The organism is Methylocystis sp. S23, from assembly GCF_054106005.1.
In genome coordinates this window covers 2,645,565-2,664,289 of record NZ_CM134185.1, presented here as the reverse complement: position 1 = coordinate 2,664,289, position 18,725 = coordinate 2,645,565, and the positions used below count along the sequence as shown (strand labels likewise).

Below are 18,725 nucleotides of genomic sequence, written 5' to 3'. Positions count from 1 at the left end.
CTCTCCCGCCCTCCGTTAATGTCTCGCGCAACGATCCCAAGAGGCCCCATGCGAGAGCGTTCCGGCGAAGCCTTTCTGTACGACCGCGCCATTCTCGACGCCCGCATCGCCTTCGTCTCGGCGAGCTTTCTGCTCGCCTATGGCTTTACGGCGCTGCTCGACCGCATCGGCGCGCCGGAGCGTTTCGTGGCGGCGGCGCCGCCCTGGTTCACGCTGCTGGCGCTCGCCACGATCGGCTTCCTCCTGCATTCGATGCGGGTCTCCTTCTATTACGCCGGCGCCCGCGCCGTGCCGGCGGCCTATTCCGGCTTCGCCAACGCCGCCATCGCCGTCGCGCTGCTATTGCCTTTCGCGACGCGGCTCGCCGGCCGCTCCTGGGGAATCGGCGTCGTCTGCGGCGCCTTTCTCGGCCTCGCGGCCGCGGCGCTTTTCCTCGCGCCTCTGCTGCGCAGGACGGGCGCCTTCTCGCTTTCGGGGCTTCTCGCCGCGCGCTTCCCCAGCGCAGCGACCCGTTTCGGGCTCATCGCCGCCGTCGCCGTCGCTTCGGGCCTTCTCGCCGTCGCGGGCGGACAGATGGCGGTCGACGCGCTTGTGGACCTCACCGGCGCGGGCCGCGCCTTCGCGGCTTTCGCGGTGGCGGCGGCGGGCCTTGTCATCGCCGGCCCCGGCGGGCTTGGCGGCGCGGTCTGGGTGGCGGCCGCCGCGGCGGGCGTGGCGCTGCTCGGCTTTGGCTGGCCCATCGCCGCGCTCGGCTTTCAGGGGGAGCTGCCCGTCGGCCTGCTCGGGGGCCCCGGCTGGCCGGAGGCGGCCGGCCTCCTCGCCGGCTGGCGGCTCATGCCCGACCCGATGGGGCTCGAGGTCGAGATCGGGGCCACGCTCGCCATGGCGATGGGCGTCGGCGCCCTCGCGCCCATCCTCGCCCCCGCCGTGACGACGGAAAGCGCCGCCGGCGCGCGCGCCTCGGGCGTCGCGACTCTGGGATGGAGCGTCGTCTTCTCCCTGCTCATCGCCGCCGCGATTGCGGCCTCGGCCATGAGCCTCGCCGCCTCCGTCTCCGGCCAGACGGCCGAGCGCCTGCCGGAGCCGATCTATGCGGCGAGCGGGCGCGGCCTCGTCGCCGTCTGCGACGCCAAGGCGCGCACGCCGTCACAAGCCCAGCGCGCCTGCGCGGCGCAAAAAATCGCGCCGGGAACGCCGCTGCGTCCCGTCGACGTGCGTCCAGCGGACGGCTTCTATCTGCTCGGCGCGCTCCCCGGCGCGACCGATCTCGGCGCGGCGGCTTCCGGCCTTCTCGCCTCGGCCATCGTCGCCTTCGGCCTCGCCCTCGCGGCGATGGGCCTGCAGGCCTGCAGCGCGGCCGTGGGCCATGACGCCCTCTATCGCCTGCGCGGCGAGATCGACCTCACCAGCCGGCGCCTCGCCATCACGCGGCTCGCTCTGGTCGCCGTGGCGACGGCGAGCTATGCCGCGAGCGTCACGCAGATCGTGACCCCGGGCGGGCTCATCGCGCTCGCGCTCGCCGTCTCCGCCGCCTGCGTCGCGCCGGCGCTCGCTTTGGCCTTCTGGAATCGCGCGGGCGACAGAGAGGCGCTCGCGGCGCTCGCCGCCGGCCTGGCGGGCCTTGCGGCCGCGCTCGTCATGGCGGGGCCGGCGCGCAAGATCGAGGTCTACGGGCTCTCGGCGCTGGCGGGCGCGACGCTGGGCGTCGCGGCGGGCGTCATGTCCGGCCTGGCGTCGAACGGCGTAAAGCCGGAGGCCGAGGCGTTCGTGCGCCGCCTGCTGCATGGCGACGGCGAGATCGTCGCGCCCGACAAAGGCGCCTGACCGACTATTTCAATTCCGGCCCCGCCTTGCCGAGGACGACCGCCTTGTCCTTGCCGCAGACGAAATTCTTCGCATGCTGATCGGCGATCTCGCGCGCAAGTTCGTTGGCGTTGGGATTGGCGCGCGCATCGACATAGCCGACATGGCAGACCGCGCCGGGCGGCAGCCGCGTGACGACCAGCGCCCGGCCGCTCGTCGTACGCTTGTCCATCTCCGCCGGCGTCTTGTAGTTCCAGCGCATGATCGTCGCGAAGGGCTTCCCGTCCAGGAGCCGCCATTCGATTACGCCCTCGTAGAAATCGTTGAACGGCCCGAGCGTCTCGCCCGCCGCCGGCTCGTCGGCGGCCTTTTTGCCGAAGCTCACATACATGCGCTGGTCGCCGGCGCCGAACCATATGGGAACGCCCACATGGCCCCGGCAGCGCCAGTCGCCATAATCCTCCTCGGCGCGGCCCGCGCGATGCGTGCAGTCCTTGCGGATGTCGATCCGGGTATAGGCGGAGGAAAGGTCCTGGGCGCGGGCCGCCAAGGCGACGAGGCAAAGCGACAGGCTGAACAACAGGCGTTTCATGATCCTCTCCTCGCGGCGGGGGACCGCGAGAATAGAATGCCAAAAGCCACACAGGCGCTAAATGCGCCGGCTCACATGAGGGAATTTTCTCCGGGGCGTAACAGCGCCCGAAGGTTCTGGAGGAGGCGCAAACGCTGGGCGTGAGCTTATCACCAACGCCGTCATGGCCGGGCTCGTCCCGGCCATGACGGCTCCTGGAGAGTGTGACCTCCTTAGCGCCCGACGGTCTTCGACCGCCGACCTCCCCGTAAAGGGGAGGTATGGGGCGCTGGCCATCCGAGATTGTCGTTCGCCCGATTCCTCTCGCGCGACGGCCCCTATCCTTCCCTGCGATTTCTGCTATAAGGCCCTCGCACGCCCGGCCCCGCCGGGCGGCGCCGCTTTGGGGCGACCTCGCTGGACGACATCCCGGCCTTGGCCGTTCCTCGCGGAAAACTCCCAATCATAAGGAAGAACGGATGTCGATCACGGCCGAGCGCAAGCAGGCGCTCATCAAGGAATACGCCACGAAATCCGACGACACGGGTTCGCCCGAGGTTCAGGTCGCGATCCTCACGGAGCGCATCGTCAACCTCACCGAGCACTTCAAGACGCATGTGAAGGACAATCACTCGCGTCGCGGCCTGCTGAAGCTCGTCTCCCAGCGCCGCCAGCTTCTCGACTATGTGAAGAAGCGGGACGAAGCCCGCTACAAGACCCTGATCGAGCGGCTCGGCATTCGCCGTTAGGCAAGCCTTACGAAGGCGGCGCGACGCAAGCGCCGCTTTCACTTTTTGACGGGGCGCTCAGACGCCCGCAACGAAAGACCCGACGCGAAAAAACGTCATGGCAGGATCGCCGGACGCTGCGTGGACGATAACGAGAATCAACGCTTCCGCAGCCTCTCGCCGTCTTGCTCATGGCGAACCGCCGGGTTCCCCGGAGAAGACCGAACATGTTCCAAATCCATCGCGAAGAACTCGACTGGGCCGGCCGCAAGCTCGTCCTCGAGACCGGCAAGGTCGCCCGCCAGGCCGACGGCGCCGTCGTCGCCACCTGGGGCGAAACCACCGTGCTCGCCACCGTCGTCTCCGCCAGGGCCCCGAAGCCGGGCCAGGACTTCTTCCCCCTCACCGTCAACTATCAGGAGAAGGCCTTCGCCGCCGGCCGCATTCCGGGCGGCTATTTCAAGCGCGAGGGCCGTCCTTCGGAGCGCGAGACGCTCGTCTCCCGCCTCATCGATCGCCCCATCCGTCCGCTCTTCCCGGACGGCTACCGCAACGACACGCAGGTGATCGTCACCGTGCTGTCGCATGATCTCGAGAACGATCCGGACATTCTGTCCATGGTCGCGGCCTCCGCCGCCCTGACGCTTTCGGGCGTTCCCTTCATGGGCCCCATCGGCGGCGCGCGCGTCGGCTATGTCAACGGCCAGATCAAGCTCAATCCGACCATCGAGGAGATGAAGCTCTCCGACCTCGATCTCGTCGTCGCCGGCACGCATGACGCGGTGCTGATGGTCGAATCGGAAGCGAAGGAGCTTTCGGAAGAAGTCATGCTGGAGGCCGTGATGACTGGCCATCGCGGCTTCCAGCCGGTGCTCGACGCGATCATCCGCCTAGCCGAGCGCGCCGCCAAGGACCCGCGCGAGCTCGTCGCGCCGGATCGCTCGGAGGTCGCGGCGCTCGTCTCCAAGATCGCCGAGGCCGAGCTGCGCGAGGCGTACAAGATCACCGTCAAGCAGGATCGCTACGCCGCCGTGGACGCGGTGAAGGCCAAGGTGACGGCGGAAATCTTCCCCGAAGGCGTCGAGGCGGAGTTCACCAAGGAAGAGGTCGCCGAAGTCTTCAAGGAGCTGCAGGCCAAGGTCGTCCGCTGGAACATTCTCGACACGGGCGTCCGCATCGACGGCCGCGACGTGAGGACCGTGCGCCCGATCGTCGCCGAGGTCGGCGTCTTGCCGCGCACCCACGGCTCCGCCCTCTTCACCCGCGGCGAAACGCAGGCGCTTGTCGTCGCGACGCTCGGCACGGGCGAGGACGAGCAGTTCGTCGACTCGCTCGAGGGCACCTATAAGGAGCGCTTCCTGCTCCACTATAATTTCCCGCCCTACTCGGTGGGCGAGACGGGCCGCATGGGCTCGCCGGGACGCCGCGAGATCGGCCATGGCAAGCTCGCCTGGCGCGCCATCCGGCCGATGCTGCCGGCGGCGGCCGAGTTCCCCTACACGCTGCGCGTGGTCTCCGAGATCACCGAATCGAACGGCTCGTCCTCGATGGCGACGGTCTGCGGCACGTCGCTCGCGCTGATGGACGCCGGCGTGCCGATCAAGGCGCCGACCGCCGGCATCGCCATGGGCCTCATCCTCGAAGGCGACCGCTTCGCGGTTCTCTCCGACATTCTCGGCGACGAGGACCATCTCGGCGACATGGACTTCAAGGTGGCGGGCACGTCGAACGGCGTGACCTCGCTGCAGATGGACATCAAGATCGCCGGCATCACCGAGGAGATCATGCGCGTCGCCCTCGGCCAGGCGAAGGAAGGCCGCCTGCATATCCTCGGCGAGATGGCCAAGGCCATCACTTCCTCGCGCGCCGAGCTCGGCGAGTTCGCGCCGCGCATCGAGACGATGAAGATCCCGACGGACAAGATCCGCGACGTCATCGGCTCGGGCGGCAAGGTGATCCGCGAGATCGTCGAGAAGACCGGCGCCAAGATCAATATCGAGGACGACGGCACGGTGAAGGTCGCCTCCTCCGACGGCAATTCGATCAAGGCCGCGATCAACTGGATCAAGTCCATCGCCTCCGACCCGGAAGTCGGCATGATCTATGAGGGCACCGTCGTGAAGACCGCCGATTTCGGCGCCTTCGTAAACTTCTTCGGCGCCAAGGACGGCCTCGTCCATATCTCGCAGCTCTCCAAGCAGCGCGTGGCGAAGACGACCGACGTGGTGAAGGAAGGCGACCGCGTGAAGGTGAAGCTGCTCGGCTTCGACGATCGCGGCAAGGTGCGCCTTTCCATGCGCGCCGTCGACCAGGAGACGGGCGAGGATCTCGAAGCCAAGGAAAAAGCCGAGAAGGAGGCCGCCGCCGCGAATGGCGAGTGAGGCCGCCGCATATCAGAAAAACCGAGCCGCCCGCCTTTGTCGGGCGGCTTTTTCATTTCCAGCCGCGCGCCGCTCCGGACGCGAGGCTGCGTCTTATAGCGCCTTGCGCGCGCCGCGCTATCTGTGACTTGCTCCAGCTTATCGAGACGCGCGACGCGACGGGGGACCCATGACGGAACCGAAGAAGTCCGAGAACGCGCCGGCGGGCGCGCTTTTCGCGCCGCCTCAACCGGTGGACATCTTCCTCGTCGCGCGGCTCGGCTTCACCTTCATCTTCGTCGTCCTCACCGCGCTCATCGCGGAGCCTTATCTCGCAAGCCTCACTTGGGCCCTCGTTCTCGCCGTGGTCTTCATCGATCCGCATCGCTGGCTCGAAGCGCGCATCGGGGCCAACGCGGCCGCGGCGATCTCGGTTTTTCTCATCGCGGTCATCATTGTCGGGCCGCTCCTCTTCGTCTCGGAACGGTTGATCAACGAGGCCCTTTCGGGCGTCGGCTATCTCCAGAACAGCATATCGGACGGTAGATGGAGCGCCTTTCTGCAGGCGCATCCGTGGCTGAAATGGATCGGCGGCCAGGTGGACCTGCGCGCCCTCGCCGGCCGCTTGGGGGAATTCGTCACCAATCTTGGCGGCGCCGTGCTCCGACAGTCGACCGGACAGGCCATCACGGTCCTTCTCGCCTTCTACATGCTGTTCTTCTTCCTGCGCGACCGCCGCGCCGGGCTCGACGCGATCGTGCGCCTGTCGCCTTTTTCGCCGCTTGAAACGGGCAAGCTGATGGTGCGGGCGCGCGACACGATCTACGCGATGATCTACGGCATGCTCGCCGTCGCTGCGCTGCAAGGCGCGCTCGGCGGCCTCATATTCTGGTGGCTCAACTTCCCCTCGCCGGTCTTCTGGGCCCTCGTCATGGGCGTGCTGGCGATCGTCCCGGTGCTGGGCACATTCGTTATCTGGGTGCCGGCGACGATCTATCTCGCGATCGAGGACCGCTGGGCCGACGCGATCACGCTCGGCCTGTGGGGCGGCGTCGTGATTGCGTCGGCGGACAATCTGGTGCGCCCGCTCCTCGTCGGCGAAACGTTGCGCCTGCACACCGCGCCGGCCTTCATCTCCATGCTGGGCGGGCTCCAGCTTTTTGGTCCGTCCGGCCTGATCCTCGGTCCGCTCGCCTTTACGACGACGACCTTGATGCTCGAATTCTGGCGCCGCCGAGCGGAGCCGGATCCGCAATCCAGGTAAGCGGCCGTCCGGTCGCGAGGACCAAGTCACAGGCGGGCCAGGGAACGCCCTCGCTTCTATCGGGTTGAAGAGCCATCCGTTGCAATCGGCGACGAGCGCGAGTCGATCCATGACCAACAAAGCCGAAAACGATCCCCACCAGCATGTCCACAAAATGGCCGCCTATCTTCAGGAGACGATCAACCGCCTCCGCGAGGATATAGAGAAGGTTGACGAACCGCAGCTCAAGGCCATGTTCGAAACCTCGGCGGAAGTGTTGAGCGGCCTCAAAAAGGCCTATCGCGACTACGAAGAGAAGAAGGAGCCGGCCTGGCCCGGCGGGCGCGAATTGCATAGCTGAGTCGAGAGAGGAGCCGCGAGATCGCGACGAAAATCCCCAAGCTTCTCTCCATCGCCGGCTCCGACCCCTCCGGGGGCGCCGGAGCGCAGGCGGATCTGAAGACCTTTTCCGCCTTAGGCTGCTACGGCATGGCGGCGCTCACCGCGCTGACCGCTCAGAACACGCGCGGCGTGACCGCCGCCTACCCGCTCGCGCCCGACATTGTCGCGGCGCAGATCGCGGCCGTCCTCTCCGACATTCCGCCGGACGCCGTCAAGATCGGCATGGTCGCGACGCCGGAAATCGTGGCGGCCGTCGCCGGCGCGCTGGGCGGCGCGCCGCGCAATGTGGTCCTCGACCCCGTGCTCGCGCCCACCCAAGGCGCGAGCCTCGCCTCCGCCGGGCTGGAGCGGGCGCTGATCGCGACCCTGCTGCCCCTCGCGCGTCTCGTCACGCCCAATCTCCTCGAGGCGGCCGCCCTCACCGAGACGCCGCAAGCGAAAGCGGTAGAGGAAATGGCCGCTCAGGGGGCGCTCCTCGTGGAAGCCGGGGCCCGGGCCGCGCTGGTCACGGGCGGCGATCTCGCGGGCGATCCTGTCGACGTGCTCGTCGCGGAGGGCGAGACCCGCCTCTTCCACGGCCGCCGAATCGAAACGCGCCACACCCATGGCACGGGCTGCGCGCTTTCCGCCGCCATCGCCGCCGGCCTCGCCAAGGGCGAGCCGCTCATCGACGCCGTCGCGGCCGCCAAAGCCTGGCTGGAGGGTGCGCTCGAAGCCGCCGAGGCGCTGGAGATGGGCGAAGGCCGCGGCCCGCCGCATCATTTTTATGCGCTTTGGCGGTGAGCGCACGGCCCGGCTTGGACGCAAAGCGAAATTTGTATTATCTGGCCTAGCGTTACGATTAAGACGCTTGGAGGGCTGGATATGAGCTTGGCGACGCCGACGCTTGCGGTCGGCACCGGCGACAAGGACAAGATTTTTTATGTCGCCATGGCCGTCGCGATGGCGGCGACCGTCTTCATCGGCTTCGGGCCGACCTTCTTTTTCAAGCTCTTCTCCGATTCCCCGCCGCTTCCGCCGCTGCTGCATCTCCACGGCGCGGCCTTCGCGGCCTGGTATGCGCTCTTCTTCACCCAGGCGGCGTTGATCTCCAACAACCGGCCCGACCTGCATCGCAAGCTCGGATTCGCCGGCTTCGGCCTCGCCATCGTCATGGCGGTCCTCGGCGTGCTGGCGGCGGTCCACGCCATCCGCGCCAATCACACGCCGCCGGGCCTCGACCCGCGGTCCTTCCTCGTGCTGCCCTTCTTCGGCATCTCCGTTTTCGCGACTCTTGCGGGCGCGGGCTTTCTGACGCGCAAGCGCCCGGAGACGCATAAGCGGCTGATGCTGCTCGCCAGCATCGCCATGCTCGACGCCGCCATCGCCCGCATTCCCGGCGTCTTCATGGTTGGCGGCCCCCTCGCCTCCTTCGGGCTTCAGGACCTCTTCGTGATCGCCTGCATCGGCTACGACTTCGCCTCGCGCCGGCGCGTCCATCCCGCCTATCTCTTCGGCGGGCTGTTCATCCTGGCCATGCAACCCATGCGGATCATCGTCTCGACGACTCCCTGGTGGCTCGCCTTCGGGGATTGGCTGAAAGGGTGACGACGCCCCCTCTTCCCGCCTGCGGGGAGAGGGAAAATCACGCGTTCAGCGCCGCCTTCACCGCCGCGCTCGCCTTCGCGAAATCCATGCGGCCGGTATATTTCGCCTTCAGCGCGGCGACGACCTTGCCCATGTCCTTGATCGACGCGGCGCCCGTCTCGGCGACCGCGGCCTTCACGACCTCGGCGACCTCGGCCTCCGAGAGCTGCTGGGGCAGATAGGCGGAGATGACCGCGATCTCGCCCTTTTCCTTCGCGGCGAGATCGGCGCGGCCGGCCTTCTCATAGATGTCGAGCGATTCCTGCCGGCTCTTGATCATCTTCTGCAGCAGCGCCAGCACGTCGTCCTCGGTCAGCGCCTTGCCCGCGCCGCGCGCCTCGATGTCCTTGTCCTTGAGGGCCGCGTTGATCATCCGCAACGCGTCGACCTTGGCGCTGTCGCGGGCCTTCATGGCGTCCTTGAGGTCCTGGTTGATCTTCTCGCGCATGGGGTTCCCTTTTTGCGGCGGAATGGTCTAAAGCATGGGGACCGTCATCAATCGACGAGGCTTTCCCTCACCTTCCCCTTGAGGGGGAGGGTCGAACCGCGCCAGCGGTTCGGGGTGGGGTGAAGCCTCTTGGTGCGATGGCGTCACCCCCTCCCGATCGCCTTCGGCGATCGATCTCCCCCCTCGAGGGGGAGGTGGGCGCGCCTCGCCAATGGCGGCGGCCGATGCAACGGGCATAGAACGGACATGACCCTCGATCAAGACAATGGCTGGACCAAACCCGTTCACACCGGCCTGCTGGTGCTCGCGAGCGGCGAGGCGATCGCGGGCTACGGCCTCGGCGCCGTGGGCGAGGCCGTGGGCGAGGTCTGCTTCAACACCGCCATGACCGGCTATCAGGAAATCCTGACGGACCCCTCCTACGCCGCGCAGATCGTCACCTTCACCTTCCCGCATATCGGCAATGTCGGGACGAATGACGAGGATATCGAGACCGTCGATCTCGCGCATGGCGCCGGCGCCGTCGGCGCGATCTTCGGCCAGAAAGTGACCGAGCCTTCCAATTTCCGCGCCGAGACGACGCTGACCGACTGGCTCGCCAGGCGCGGCGTCGTCGCGCTCTACGGGATCGACACGCGCGCGCTGACGGCGCTGATCCGCGAACGCGGCATGCCGAACGCCGTCATCGCCCATTCGCCCGAGGGCAAGTTCGACATTCCCGCGCTCAAGGCGAAGGCCGCTGGCTGGCCGGGGATCGACGGCATGGATCTCGTGCCGAGCGTCGGCGCCAGGGAGCGCTATGACTGGAAGGAGACGCCCTGGAAGCTCGGCGCCGGTTACGGCGCGCGCGACGGGCAGGCGAGATTCCGCGTCGTCGCGATCGACTACGGCGTAAAGCGCAATATTCTGCGCCTTCTCGCCGATCAGGGCTGCGAGGTGATCGTCGCTCCCGCCACGGCGACGAGCGCCGAAATTCTGGCGCTCGAGCCCGACGGCGTCTTCCTCTCCAACGGCCCCGGCGACCCGGCGGAGACCGGCAAATACGCCGCGCCGGTGATCCGCGAGCTGCTCGCGAAGAAAGTCCCCACTTTCGGCATTTGTCTCGGCCATCAGATGATGGCGCTGGCCGTCGGCGCGAAGACCCGGAAGATGCCGCAGGGCCATCACGGCGCGAACCATCCGGTGAAGGATTTCACCACCGGCAAGGTCGAGATCGTCTCGATGAATCACGGTTTCGCGGTCGATCGCGACAGCCTGCCGGAAAACGCCGTCGAGACGCATCGCTCGCTTTTCGACGGCTCCAATTGCGGCATCGCGCTCACCGACCGGCCGGCTTTCTCGGTCCAACACCACCCCGAGGCCTCGCCCGGCCCGCAGGACAGCCATTATCTCTTCCGCCGCTTCGTCGAGATGATGGAAAAGGCGAAGGCGGCGTAAAAATCGGCCGCGCGCCTTCAGGCGCGCTCAGGCTGCTTACAAAGCCGGTTGACGCCCCTCGTGCTTCGAGAAGCCTGCGCAAGTCGGGCAAGAAGCCCGACTTGCGCGCGCTCCTCAGCATGAGGGGCTCTTCTTCTACGCGAGACACTTATACGGTTTCCGCTTGATCACTTCGTTCGCGCGTCCCGTCATTGCAAGCCGAAGGCGAAGCAATCCAGAGCGTCGCCGCGGCCCTGGATTGCTTCGCTTCGCTCGCAATGACGGCCAAACGGAACCGGTGTTAGGCCTCATCCCGAGGAGCGCGCGCGCAACGCGCGTCTCGAAGGACGAGGCCGCCTCGGAGGCTTGTCAAAGCGGCGCGCGCTTCAGGCGCGCTTCGCATGTTTTTCGCAACGGGGAACGCTCCGCGCGATTTCCTCCCAGCTTTTTGTTTGCGTCAACTGCGGCTTGACGTCGAATCCCTCCAGGAGGGGCAGCCAGCCGATCTCGTCCGACGCATGGAGATAGGCGTCAAGGACGACCGGCCCCTCGGGAATCTCGTCCTTGCGGCACGCGAGCTCGCCGCCGATCTCGACCCCACCCTTGCCGTGACGGCCGGCGGCCTTGGCGCTTTGCGTTTCAGCCTGAAAGGCGCGCACCGCCGCAAGATCGCGCGGGACGACCTCATAGACGACAAGCGCCGACGACGGCGCCGCGAGACGCGCCAGCGCGTCCCGATCCTGCTCGCGCTCGGCGCGCTGCAGATGGATGTCGAGCGTTCGTCCCGCGCCGCCATCCTCGGACGCGTATTTCGCCAGCAAGATCGTCTTTTCGGGCGTCAATGTCGCCCAGTCCGGCGCCCGCACCGCGACCCGGATTTGCGCGACATCCGCTGTTCCGAGATCGAAGCTGCGCAACTTCCATTGCGTGGAGAAGGGCGCGCCATTGCAGCCCGCAAGGGCGACAGCCGAAAAGAGACCGGAAATCCACATGGTCCTGCGCATGATTTGATTCATCCTCTGCTATATTTTTTTAATGTGTTGCATTAAAATTTTTATGCGTCAATATTGGCGCGGTCGCTCGCCGGCATGGCGAAGCCGGCCAGATCATCCCGCCTTCGGCGCTAGAGCCATTTTGGAGACGCACAATGACCCATTCCGCCGCATTTCCTTTCGCGGAAAGCCCCCGTTTCGCCGCCTTGCGTGCGAAAATAGGCTGGCTTTGCCATGCGATCCGAACGCTTGCGATCGGCTACGCCATGCTCACGCTGTGGGGCTTCTATCACTCCTGGGCGGCGCGCTCGCCCTATGAGCTCACGACGATGCGCCTCTTCGGGCTCGACGTTTCGGGCGCGTCTGCGGCCCAATGGAATGCGGTGCTGGCGATGAGCCTCGTCTTGTGGCTGTTCGTCGCCGCGCTCGCCTTCTGCGTCTGGCGGCTCTTTTCAACCTACCTCAAGGGCGCCGTATTCTCGCTGGAAGCCGCCCTTTGGCTGCGTCGGACGGGCATTGCGGGCCTCATGGCGATCGTCGCCGATTTCGTCGAGCGCTCCGCCGTCGTCTATACGCTCGCCGCGCATCTGCCGGAGTCGGCGAAGGCCAGACACATGTTCATCGGAACCGAGGACTTCGTGCACATCATCCTCGCCCTCATGCTGCTCGCCCTCGCCCACATCCAGAAAACCGCAGCCGAGATCGCCGACGACAACGCCCAGATCGTATAATGCCGATCATCGTCAATCTCGACGTCATGCTCGCCAGGCGCAAAATGCGCTCGCGCGACCTCGCCCAGCAGATCGGCATCGCCGAGCAGAATGTCAGCCTGCTGAAATCCGGAAAGGTGAAAGGCGTTCGCTTCGACACGTTGGAGAAAATCTGCGAGGCGCTCGATTGCCAACCGGGCGATATATTGGAATATCGCCCAGAGGATATGTCGAAGCGTCAAAACCTCGGCGAATAGTTTCGGAGAAGATCAAATGAGCGCTTCGAGGGTCATGAAAGCCGTCGCCCTCGGCGCGCTCGTTCTCGTCTCCGCCGCCGCCTTGTCCTTCACCATCCGGCCCCAGCTCCGCGCGGCGCTGCTGGCGCAATTGCACGATCCGGTCGATCTGCCTGCTCTCGCGGCCGATTCGCGGATTCATTACGAGCCGAAGGCCCGGGCCTGCGCGGAAATCGTCGCGGCCGTCCTGCCCGCCGCCATCGCCAAGATCGAGGCCGGGCACGGCCGCCCCTTCGGCAAGCCGCCCATCGTCGGCGTCTATGACGAATATGACGCCTATTCCCGCGCCAACGGCCTGGGCGATCCCGACATTGTCGGCGTCTCCCGCGCCGGACGCGCCATGCTCTCGCCTGTCCTCTGCAAGGATGAAATCTACCGAATGACCGGCGTGCTGACCCACGAATTGTCGCATGTCCACTTCTTCGGCTGGCGTCCGCGCAGCGCGGCGCGGCCGCCGCAATGGTTCACCGAAGGCCTCGCCGTCATGGCCTCCGACGGCGGCGCGGCCGAAAGCGTCGGCGACAGGGAGGCGGCGGAGGCGATACGAAAGGGCTATGGCGTCATTCTCGACGCGACGCCCTGGTCGAACTTCATGGCCATTCCCTTCGCCGCGGAGCCCCCTTGCGACAAAGGCTGCGATCTGAGGAGCTTCCGCCAGCGCATGGCCTATCGGCAGGCGGCGCTTTTCGTCGCCTGGCTTCGAAAAAGCGACCGGGACGGCTTCTCGCGCCTGATGCGGGCGCTTGAAGGCGGAGAGAGTTTCGGCGAAGCCTTCAAGGCGGCCCTCGGCGGCACGCCTTGGGAGCGCTGGAAAGACTTCTCCCTTGGTCTTCAGGCCTCGCGATAGAAGACCAGCGACAGGCCAACGACCATGAAGGCGACCGGCCAGACGAAGCCCGCGATCTTCCGGGCGTCGCCGTCGAGCCGCAGCTCCAGCCAGCGCGACCAGCCCGCCGCCACGCCCGCGAGCGCCAAGGGCGTATGGGTGATTTCGATCAGCGTCTCTTCCTTGAGATTGCTGAGCGCATGGGAATGGGTGAGCAGAAAGGCCGCCGCCGTCGCCACGCTGATGGGGAAGACATAGGCCGCCCACCGCGCCTTGACGCGCCCGAGCCGCACCCGCCACTCGAACAGGCCGAAGGCGACGATGAGCAGCGTCAGCAAACGGTGCTGGGCGATCTCGGGATCGCGCAGGCTCTCGATGAGGCCGAGGCGCCCGAGCGGCCAGACCGTCTCGTCCGCGCGCAGGAAGAGGAAGCCGGCGAGTCCCACAAAGACGAGCGGCCAATGCCGCATATAGGGGGCAAGACGCCGGCTGGCGCGCTCGAGCAGCGCCATCGCGCCCATGACGAAAACGAAGATCCCCGCCCAGTGATGGTTATATTCCGACCAGGCGATGTCCGCGGGAGAGCGCGGCGGATAGGCGCCGGGCGGCAGCTCCTTCAAGGCTTCCGGCGGCAGCGCGGCGGAGAGCGCCTCGAAATCCGGGCTGTCGAGACGGATGGGCAGGCGCGGCTCGAGCCGGTCGACGATCTCGGCAAAGCTCGCGCGGTCGTTTTGAAGATCACGCGCCGGCGGCAGCGAGGCGAGCGACGCCGCGCAAAAGATCACGGTGAGGCCGACGCCGATCTCCGTCTCGGCGAAGCGGCGCGTGCGCAGCAACGGGCCGGCGGGCTCGTTTTCGAGCTTGCGTACGGCCAGGAAATTCAGGCCGCCCAGGAAAAGCAGTCCCAGCAGCAGCATGATCTTGGCGCCGAGCATGACGCCGTAAGACGTGCCGTACAGGGCCGGGGGCGTCCCGACATAGAAGACCGCCATCAGCACGCCGCCCAGGAGCAGCGCCGCGACCGCGCCGACGGACATATGCGAGAAGCGGCGGGCGACCCGCGCCCGCGCGCGCGGATCCGGGACGTCGGTCAGCGCCATCAGAAAATAGGGGATGCCGCCGATCCAGACGGCGGCGCCCAGCATATGGAGAAACTCGGCGGCGGCCAGCGCGGCGGCGCCGTCGAGCTGGCTGACGGCGTGGGTCGATCCGGCCTGCACGCCGAGGAGCAGCGCCGACAGCACCGGCGCCGCCGAGCGGATGGCGACGCCGCCGCGTTGCGCGCGCCAGGCGGCGAGCGCGATGGCGGCGGCGAGCGCGCCGGCCATGAGATCGACCGCGACGGCGCGCGCCCCCGCGGCCTCATGGACAGGAATTTCCAGCGTGCCGGCCAGCATGACGGTGAGCGAGGCGGCGGCGAGCGCCTCCGCCGCAAGGAGCGCGCAGGCCGCGCGGCATACGAGCCGCAATACGCGGCGCTCCAGCGTCTCGGCCGCGCCGGCGAGCCGCGGCCGGAGCGGCCAGACCAGCATCAGCAAGAAGGCGAGGCCGCCCGCCGTGACGCTCTGCGCGGCAAGGATGAGTCCCCGCAGCACGACGCTGAGGAAGCCGTAAATATCGACGAAGAGCTGCATGTCAGCGGCTCACCGCGAAGGGAATGTCGCCCTGCGTGATGTGGCCGTCCGGGCTCAGAGTCTGCCAATGCAGCCGGTAGCGCCCATTGGTCAGGCCCGTCGCCCTGGCCCTCAGCGTGTCCGCGCCGCCCGCGTCGAGAATGGGGAGGAGGATGACGGCTTCGCCGTCGATCTTGAAGAGCTTCATGCTCGACCGCTCGGCGTCGATCCGGCTGTTGAAGCGGATTTGGATCGCGAGATCGTCGCTCTTGACGACGTCCTCGGGTCGCGGCGTCGAGCTGAGCGCCAGAGCGTGGGCCCAGACGGCCTCACAAGCGACAGTCGCGAAGGCGCAGACGCCCAAAAGTCGGAAAAGCTTCATGAGTCGACCCGTGGCCCGCCCGGATGGGCTCAGGTCTCGCCGATTAGCCGATTCCGCGGCATATTAGCAATGGCTGAACCCTTGCCGCATTTTGCCGCTCACTTCAGAAAGACGTAGATGTCGACGTCGACATTGGCGTCTTCACCTTTGAAATCAGTTAGATATTCTTCGATGATCAGGTCCTTGGTGTCGAGGCCCTTCTCATCGAGATAGGCGGCGATCGCCTCATAGGTGGCGTCGATCTCGTCATAGGCGCCGCGGTGCTGGAATTTGAGCGCCTTGCCGGCGGGCGAAGCGCCGATCTCCACGCCGTCGGAGAGTTTCGGCTTGCCCTCCGGCGCGGCGGCGAGCGGCGCCATGGCCTCGAAGGTAAAGCCCGCATCGTCCGTCTTGGTGAAGACCGCGACCGGGCGGCCGTTGACGGTCAGGCCCGACTTTTTCACGGCGGCGTTGAGCTTGGCCAGGGCTTCGGAAAGCGTCTTGGCCGCGTCCTCCCACTTCCCCTGTCCCTTCAGCACGGCCGCCGGGCGCGCGTCGACATTGACCGTCTCGCTCATGACGGACGGCGCGGCGTCCGGCGTCGCCGGCTTCGCGGCTTCGTTCCTTTCATCCGGCTTGGCGGCCTCGGGCGCGGCGGGAGCCGGAGCGCTCCTCGCGGGCTCGCCCTCATCGGCCGGGGCGCCGGGGAACATTCGGCGCTCGGCGATAATGGCCGCCGAGGCGACGAGAAGCGTGAATATCGCCAACGCGCGCCAATGGGTTCGCAGGGCGTCGATCAGACCCGGTTCCTCGTCCATTCCTCGTGCGTCCCTATATTCGGCAAGCGATTCCCTAAGCGACGATTGGCGCGCAATTGCGACAGCCGTCGCGCGCGGCCAAAGTAGCGCCGAAGCGGCGCAGTCTCTATATACGAGCGCGCCTTAATGGAAAGACGAATGCCGCATCCGCTCGAAAATCATCCGATCCTCCGCATGAACGGCGCGGGCAACGAGATCCTCGTGCTCGACCTGCGCGGAACGGGCCATGTGCTCGCCCCGCAGGAGGCGCGCGCGATCGCGGCGGCGCCCGGGCTGCGATTCGATCAGCTCATGGCGCTGCACGATCCCCGCGAGAAGGGCGAGGACGTCTTCATGCGCATCTATAATATCGACGGCACGCTGTCGGGCGCCTGCGGCAATGGCGCGCGCTGCGTCGCCTATGCGCTGGCGCGCGAGGGCAAGGAGCGACTGTCGCTCGCGACCGACGCCGGCCGGATCGAGACGCGGCGCGAGGCGGAGACGGTCTTCACCGTCGATATGGGAGTCCCGCGCCTCGGCTGGCGCGAGATCCCCCTATCGCGCGAAGCCGACACGCGCGCCGTGGCGCTGGAGCCGGTCGTGGAGGGCGCGCCGGCGCAATTTTCGGCCGTCGGCATGGGCAATCCGCACGCCGTCTTCTTCGTTGACGACGCATTGGCTATCCCGCTCGAAGAGCTGGGACGGACGATCGAGCGTCATCCTCTTTTTCCTGAGCGGACGAATGTCTCCTTCGCGCAAATTTTCGCGCGCGACGATATTCTGCTGCGCGTCTGGGAGCGCGGCGCGGGCGCGACCAGGGCTTGCGGCTCGGCCGCCTGCGCGACCCTCGTCGCCGCCGCCCGCGCGGGCCTGGCCGAAAGGCGCGCGCGTCTGCGCTTGCCAGGCGGCGACCTCCATATCGAGTGGCGCGCCGACGATCACGTCATGATGACGGGGCCGGTGGAATTCGAATTCGAGACGCGCCTGACCTCGAGCATCCTCGAAGGCGCGGCCGCGTGAGCCCGGCGGTGGGAGAGCCGGCGCAAAAGGCGGAAGTTTTCACCTTCGGCTGCCGGCTGAACATGGTCGATAGCGAGGAGCTGGCGCGCCGGCATCCAGGCGCCGTCGTCGTCAATACCTGCGCCGTCACCAATGAAGCGACGCGGCAGGCGCGCCAGGCCATTCGCCGCCTGCATCGCGAGCGGCCGGAGTCGAGAATCGTCGTCGCCGGCTGCGCCGCCCGCATCGATCCGCAAAGCTTCGCGGCCATGGACGGCGTGGCCCGCGTCGTCGCCGAAGCGCAGCCCAATCGCGCGCGCGCGGCGGAAGAAGGCACGCGCGGTTTTCTCGCCGTGCAGAATGGCTGCGATCATCGCTGCACTTTTTGTATCATTCCCGCGGGCCGCGGCGCGTCCCGCTCCGTTTCGCCGCAAGAGGCGGTCGCGCAGGCGCGCGCGCTGGTCGAGCGCGGCAAGCACGAGATCGTGCTCACCGGCGTCGATCTCACGAGCTACGACGCCGACGGATTGAAGCTCGGCGGACTCGTGCGCCTGATGCTGCGCGAGCTGCCCACGCTTGCGCGGCTCCGCCTCTCCTCCATCGATTGCATCGAGGCGGATGGCGATCTCGTCGCCGCGCTCGCGGAGGAAGAGCGCCTATGCCCGCATCTGCATCTTTCCTTGCAGGCCGGCGACGATCTCATCCTCAAGCGCATGAAGCGGCGCCATTTGCGCGAGGACGCCATCCGCTTCTGCGCCGCGCTACGCAAGGCGCGGCCCGACATCGTCTTCGGCGCGGATTTCATCGCCGGCTTTCCCACCGAGACGGAAGACATGTTCGCGCGGACGCTTGCGCTCGTCCAGCAATGCGGGCTGACGCATCTCCATGTCTTCCCTTTCTCGCCGCGCCCCGGAACGCCGGCCGCGCGGATGCCGCAAACGCCGCGCGAGATCGCCCGGGAACGCGCGGCGCGATTGCGCGAACTGGGCGATCGCGCGCTCGCCCGTCATCTCGACGCGCAGATGGGAAAGACGCTGCGCTTTCTGACCGAGCGCGGCGGCGGCGCCCGCGCGGCGGATTTCACCCTCGCACGCATGCCGGGCGTCGAGGCGGGGCGGATGATCGACGCATGCGTCAAGGGACATGATGGGCGAGCGCTGGCCGTCACGCCTGTTTCGCCCACGCCTATTTCGTCCTTGTGAGCGCGTTGGTGCGGTTGCGGATGACTTCGAGCAGCGCTTCGCAGAGCGTCGCCGCGACGGCTTCATCGTCGGGCTGCGCCAGCGCGCAGCGAAAGGCCGCGACGATCTCGCCATAGGCCTCGGCGCCATAGAGGTTCATCACCGCGCTCAATGTGGCGATCGCGGTCTCCTCGACGGAAGCCTGCATTCCAATACTTCTCCCTGAAAATCGAGCAGAGACAAACGTGGCCGCCCACCCGCCACATGGACGAATGGCCGCCAAAAAGGATAGGCTTCAGAACATGTTGGCCGCTTGAGGGATTCGACCAGGTTTTCCTCGATGCGGCCGGGAC

Annotated in this window: 20 protein-coding genes; 13 read left to right on the top strand and 7 right to left on the bottom strand. The window is 67.1% G+C overall.

Going from position 1 to position 18,725, the window contains the following annotated elements:
- Positions 1-48 precede the first annotated feature (48 nt).
- Entirely contained in the window at positions 49-1,824 is a 1,776-nt protein-coding gene (locus tag ACV7JP_RS13060) for a sodium:solute symporter (RefSeq protein WP_457796107.1), read from the top strand.
- A gap of 4 nt (positions 1,825-1,828) precedes the next feature.
- Here the strand turns inward: ACV7JP_RS13060 and ACV7JP_RS13055 are convergent, their stop codons facing one another.
- On the bottom strand, positions 1,829-2,395 hold the full coding sequence (locus ACV7JP_RS13055; protein ID WP_457796106.1) for a hypothetical protein: 567 nt from the start codon (positions 2,393-2,395) through the stop codon (positions 1,829-1,831).
- 458 nt (positions 2,396-2,853) lie between these two features.
- Here ACV7JP_RS13055 and rpsO point away from each other — a divergent pair, with 458 nt between their 5' ends.
- The 6 genes from rpsO (at position 2,854) to ACV7JP_RS13025 (ending at position 8,694) form a co-directional block, all read left to right on the top strand.
- Positions 2,854-3,123 carry a 30S ribosomal protein S15 gene (rpsO, locus tag ACV7JP_RS13050; protein WP_457796105.1) on the top strand — a complete coding sequence of 90 codons (270 nt, stop codon included), beginning with the start codon at positions 2,854-2,856 and terminating at the stop codon, positions 3,121-3,123.
- Positions 3,124-3,329: 206 nt separating this feature from the next.
- Positions 3,330-5,483: a polyribonucleotide nucleotidyltransferase gene (gene pnp, locus ACV7JP_RS13045; protein ID WP_457796104.1), complete on the top strand. Its 2,154-nt coding sequence runs from the start codon at positions 3,330-3,332 to the stop codon at positions 5,481-5,483.
- Between the two features lie 169 nt (positions 5,484-5,652).
- On the top strand, positions 5,653-6,726 hold the full coding sequence (locus ACV7JP_RS13040) for an AI-2E family transporter (RefSeq protein WP_457796103.1): 1,074 nt from the start codon (positions 5,653-5,655) through the stop codon (positions 6,724-6,726).
- Positions 6,727-6,835: 109 nt separating this feature from the next.
- Positions 6,836-7,066 carry a hypothetical protein gene (locus ACV7JP_RS13035; protein WP_457796102.1) on the top strand — a complete coding sequence of 77 codons (231 nt, stop codon included), beginning with the start codon at positions 6,836-6,838 and terminating at the stop codon, positions 7,064-7,066.
- 20 nt (positions 7,067-7,086) lie between these two features.
- Positions 7,087-7,890 carry a bifunctional hydroxymethylpyrimidine kinase/phosphomethylpyrimidine kinase gene (thiD, locus tag ACV7JP_RS13030; protein WP_457799085.1) on the top strand — a complete coding sequence of 268 codons (804 nt, stop codon included), beginning with the start codon at positions 7,087-7,089 and terminating at the stop codon, positions 7,888-7,890.
- A gap of 81 nt (positions 7,891-7,971) precedes the next feature.
- The gene (locus ACV7JP_RS13025) at positions 7,972-8,694 is read left to right on the top strand and encodes a hypothetical protein (protein ID WP_457796101.1); all 723 of its coding nucleotides are present in this window, start codon (positions 7,972-7,974) and stop codon (positions 8,692-8,694) included.
- Between the two features lie 37 nt (positions 8,695-8,731).
- Here ACV7JP_RS13025 and ACV7JP_RS13020 read toward each other — a convergent pair whose 3' ends face one another.
- Positions 8,732-9,181: a GatB/YqeY domain-containing protein gene (locus tag ACV7JP_RS13020; protein WP_457796100.1), complete on the bottom strand. Its 450-nt coding sequence runs from the start codon at positions 9,179-9,181 to the stop codon at positions 8,732-8,734.
- 246 nt (positions 9,182-9,427) lie between these two features.
- On the opposite strand from ACV7JP_RS13020, the gene carA reads away from it, so the two are divergent.
- The gene (gene carA / locus ACV7JP_RS13015; RefSeq protein WP_457796099.1) at positions 9,428-10,618 is read left to right on the top strand and encodes a glutamine-hydrolyzing carbamoyl-phosphate synthase small subunit; all 1,191 of its coding nucleotides are present in this window, start codon (positions 9,428-9,430) and stop codon (positions 10,616-10,618) included.
- A gap of 365 nt (positions 10,619-10,983) precedes the next feature.
- Here the strand turns inward: carA and ACV7JP_RS13010 are convergent, their stop codons facing one another.
- Entirely contained in the window at positions 10,984-11,601 is a 618-nt protein-coding gene (locus ACV7JP_RS13010) for a hypothetical protein (protein WP_457796098.1), read from the bottom strand.
- A 143-nt stretch (positions 11,602-11,744) separates the two neighbouring features.
- On the opposite strand from ACV7JP_RS13010, the gene ACV7JP_RS13005 reads away from it, so the two are divergent.
- Genes ACV7JP_RS13005 through ACV7JP_RS12995 form a run of 3 tightly spaced genes read left to right on the top strand, consistent with a single transcriptional unit; the run spans position 11,745 to position 13,442 of the window.
- Positions 11,745-12,320, top strand: coding sequence for a DUF2975 domain-containing protein (locus tag ACV7JP_RS13005; RefSeq protein ID WP_457796097.1), 576 nt, complete (start codon positions 11,745-11,747; stop codon positions 12,318-12,320).
- Positions 12,320-12,556 carry a helix-turn-helix domain-containing protein gene (locus ACV7JP_RS13000; protein WP_457796096.1) on the top strand — a complete coding sequence of 79 codons (237 nt, stop codon included), beginning with the start codon at positions 12,320-12,322 and terminating at the stop codon, positions 12,554-12,556. The genes ACV7JP_RS13005 and ACV7JP_RS13000 overlap by 1 nt, the downstream gene beginning before the upstream one ends.
- A gap of 16 nt (positions 12,557-12,572) precedes the next feature.
- Positions 12,573-13,442 carry a hypothetical protein gene (locus ACV7JP_RS12995; RefSeq protein ID WP_457796095.1) on the top strand — a complete coding sequence of 290 codons (870 nt, stop codon included), beginning with the start codon at positions 12,573-12,575 and terminating at the stop codon, positions 13,440-13,442.
- On the opposite strand, the gene ACV7JP_RS12990 is transcribed toward ACV7JP_RS12995, so the two are convergent.
- The 3 genes from ACV7JP_RS12990 to ACV7JP_RS12980 all read right to left on the bottom strand — a co-directional run bounded on the left by ACV7JP_RS12990 (position 13,427) and on the right by ACV7JP_RS12980 (position 16,213).
- On the bottom strand, positions 13,427-15,055 hold the full coding sequence (locus ACV7JP_RS12990) for a copper resistance D family protein (protein WP_457796094.1): 1,629 nt from the start codon (positions 15,053-15,055) through the stop codon (positions 13,427-13,429). The genes ACV7JP_RS12995 and ACV7JP_RS12990 overlap by 16 nt on opposite strands.
- Before the next feature lies 1 nt (position 15,056).
- Positions 15,057-15,416 carry a copper resistance CopC family protein gene (locus ACV7JP_RS12985; protein WP_457796093.1) on the bottom strand — a complete coding sequence of 120 codons (360 nt, stop codon included), beginning with the start codon at positions 15,414-15,416 and terminating at the stop codon, positions 15,057-15,059.
- Positions 15,417-15,514: 98 nt separating this feature from the next.
- Positions 15,515-16,213, bottom strand: a complete 699-nt coding sequence (locus ACV7JP_RS12980; RefSeq protein ID WP_457796092.1) for a GyrI-like domain-containing protein — start codon at positions 16,211-16,213, stop codon at positions 15,515-15,517.
- 138 nt (positions 16,214-16,351) lie between these two features.
- Here ACV7JP_RS12980 and dapF point away from each other — a divergent pair, with 138 nt between their 5' ends.
- Together dapF and ACV7JP_RS12970 are read left to right on the top strand one after the other, a co-directional pair.
- Positions 16,352-17,212, top strand: coding sequence for a diaminopimelate epimerase (gene dapF, locus ACV7JP_RS12975; protein ID WP_457796091.1), 861 nt, complete (start codon positions 16,352-16,354; stop codon positions 17,210-17,212).
- Between the two features lie 62 nt (positions 17,213-17,274).
- Positions 17,275-18,393, top strand: a complete 1,119-nt coding sequence (locus tag ACV7JP_RS12970) for a MiaB/RimO family radical SAM methylthiotransferase (protein WP_457799084.1) — start codon at positions 17,275-17,277, stop codon at positions 18,391-18,393.
- On the opposite strand, the gene ACV7JP_RS12965 is transcribed toward ACV7JP_RS12970, so the two are convergent.
- Positions 18,377-18,580 carry a hypothetical protein gene (locus ACV7JP_RS12965; protein ID WP_457796090.1) on the bottom strand — a complete coding sequence of 68 codons (204 nt, stop codon included), beginning with the start codon at positions 18,578-18,580 and terminating at the stop codon, positions 18,377-18,379. The genes ACV7JP_RS12970 and ACV7JP_RS12965 overlap by 17 nt on opposite strands.
- Positions 18,581-18,725: the final 145 nt, after the last annotated feature.

Bases quoted from the DNA above. Each gene is read 5' to 3' on its own strand.
- ACV7JP_RS13060 (WP_457796107.1), top strand. From the start codon at position 49: ATGCGAGAGCGTTCCGGCGAAGCCTTTCTGTACGACCGCGCCATTCTC.
- ACV7JP_RS13055 (WP_457796106.1), bottom strand. From the start codon at position 2,395: ATGAAACGCCTGTTGTTCAGCCTGTCGCTTTGCCTCGTCGCCTTGGCG.
- rpsO (WP_457796105.1), top strand. From the start codon at position 2,854: ATGTCGATCACGGCCGAGCGCAAGCAGGCGCTCATCAAGGAATACGCC.
- pnp (WP_457796104.1), top strand. From the start codon at position 3,330: ATGTTCCAAATCCATCGCGAAGAACTCGACTGGGCCGGCCGCAAGCTC.
- ACV7JP_RS13040 (WP_457796103.1), top strand. From the start codon at position 5,653: ATGACGGAACCGAAGAAGTCCGAGAACGCGCCGGCGGGCGCGCTTTTC.
- ACV7JP_RS13035 (WP_457796102.1), top strand. From the start codon at position 6,836: ATGACCAACAAAGCCGAAAACGATCCCCACCAGCATGTCCACAAAATG.
- ACV7JP_RS13025 (WP_457796101.1), top strand. From the start codon at position 7,972: ATGAGCTTGGCGACGCCGACGCTTGCGGTCGGCACCGGCGACAAGGAC.
- ACV7JP_RS13020 (WP_457796100.1), bottom strand. From the start codon at position 9,181: ATGCGCGAGAAGATCAACCAGGACCTCAAGGACGCCATGAAGGCCCGC.
- carA (WP_457796099.1), top strand. From the start codon at position 9,428: ATGACCCTCGATCAAGACAATGGCTGGACCAAACCCGTTCACACCGGC.
- ACV7JP_RS13010 (WP_457796098.1), bottom strand. From the start codon at position 11,601: ATGCGCAGGACCATGTGGATTTCCGGTCTCTTTTCGGCTGTCGCCCTT.
- ACV7JP_RS13005 (WP_457796097.1), top strand. From the start codon at position 11,745: ATGACCCATTCCGCCGCATTTCCTTTCGCGGAAAGCCCCCGTTTCGCC.
- ACV7JP_RS13000 (WP_457796096.1), top strand. From the start codon at position 12,320: ATGCCGATCATCGTCAATCTCGACGTCATGCTCGCCAGGCGCAAAATG.
- ACV7JP_RS12995 (WP_457796095.1), top strand. From the start codon at position 12,573: ATGAGCGCTTCGAGGGTCATGAAAGCCGTCGCCCTCGGCGCGCTCGTT.
- ACV7JP_RS12990 (WP_457796094.1), bottom strand. From the start codon at position 15,055: ATGCAGCTCTTCGTCGATATTTACGGCTTCCTCAGCGTCGTGCTGCGG.
- ACV7JP_RS12985 (WP_457796093.1), bottom strand. From the start codon at position 15,416: ATGAAGCTTTTCCGACTTTTGGGCGTCTGCGCCTTCGCGACTGTCGCT.
- ACV7JP_RS12980 (WP_457796092.1), bottom strand. From the start codon at position 16,213: ATGGACGAGGAACCGGGTCTGATCGACGCCCTGCGAACCCATTGGCGC.
- dapF (WP_457796091.1), top strand. From the start codon at position 16,352: ATGCCGCATCCGCTCGAAAATCATCCGATCCTCCGCATGAACGGCGCG.
- ACV7JP_RS12970 (WP_457799084.1), top strand. From the start codon at position 17,275: ATGGTCGATAGCGAGGAGCTGGCGCGCCGGCATCCAGGCGCCGTCGTC.
- ACV7JP_RS12965 (WP_457796090.1), bottom strand. From the start codon at position 18,580: ATGCAGGCTTCCGTCGAGGAGACCGCGATCGCCACATTGAGCGCGGTG.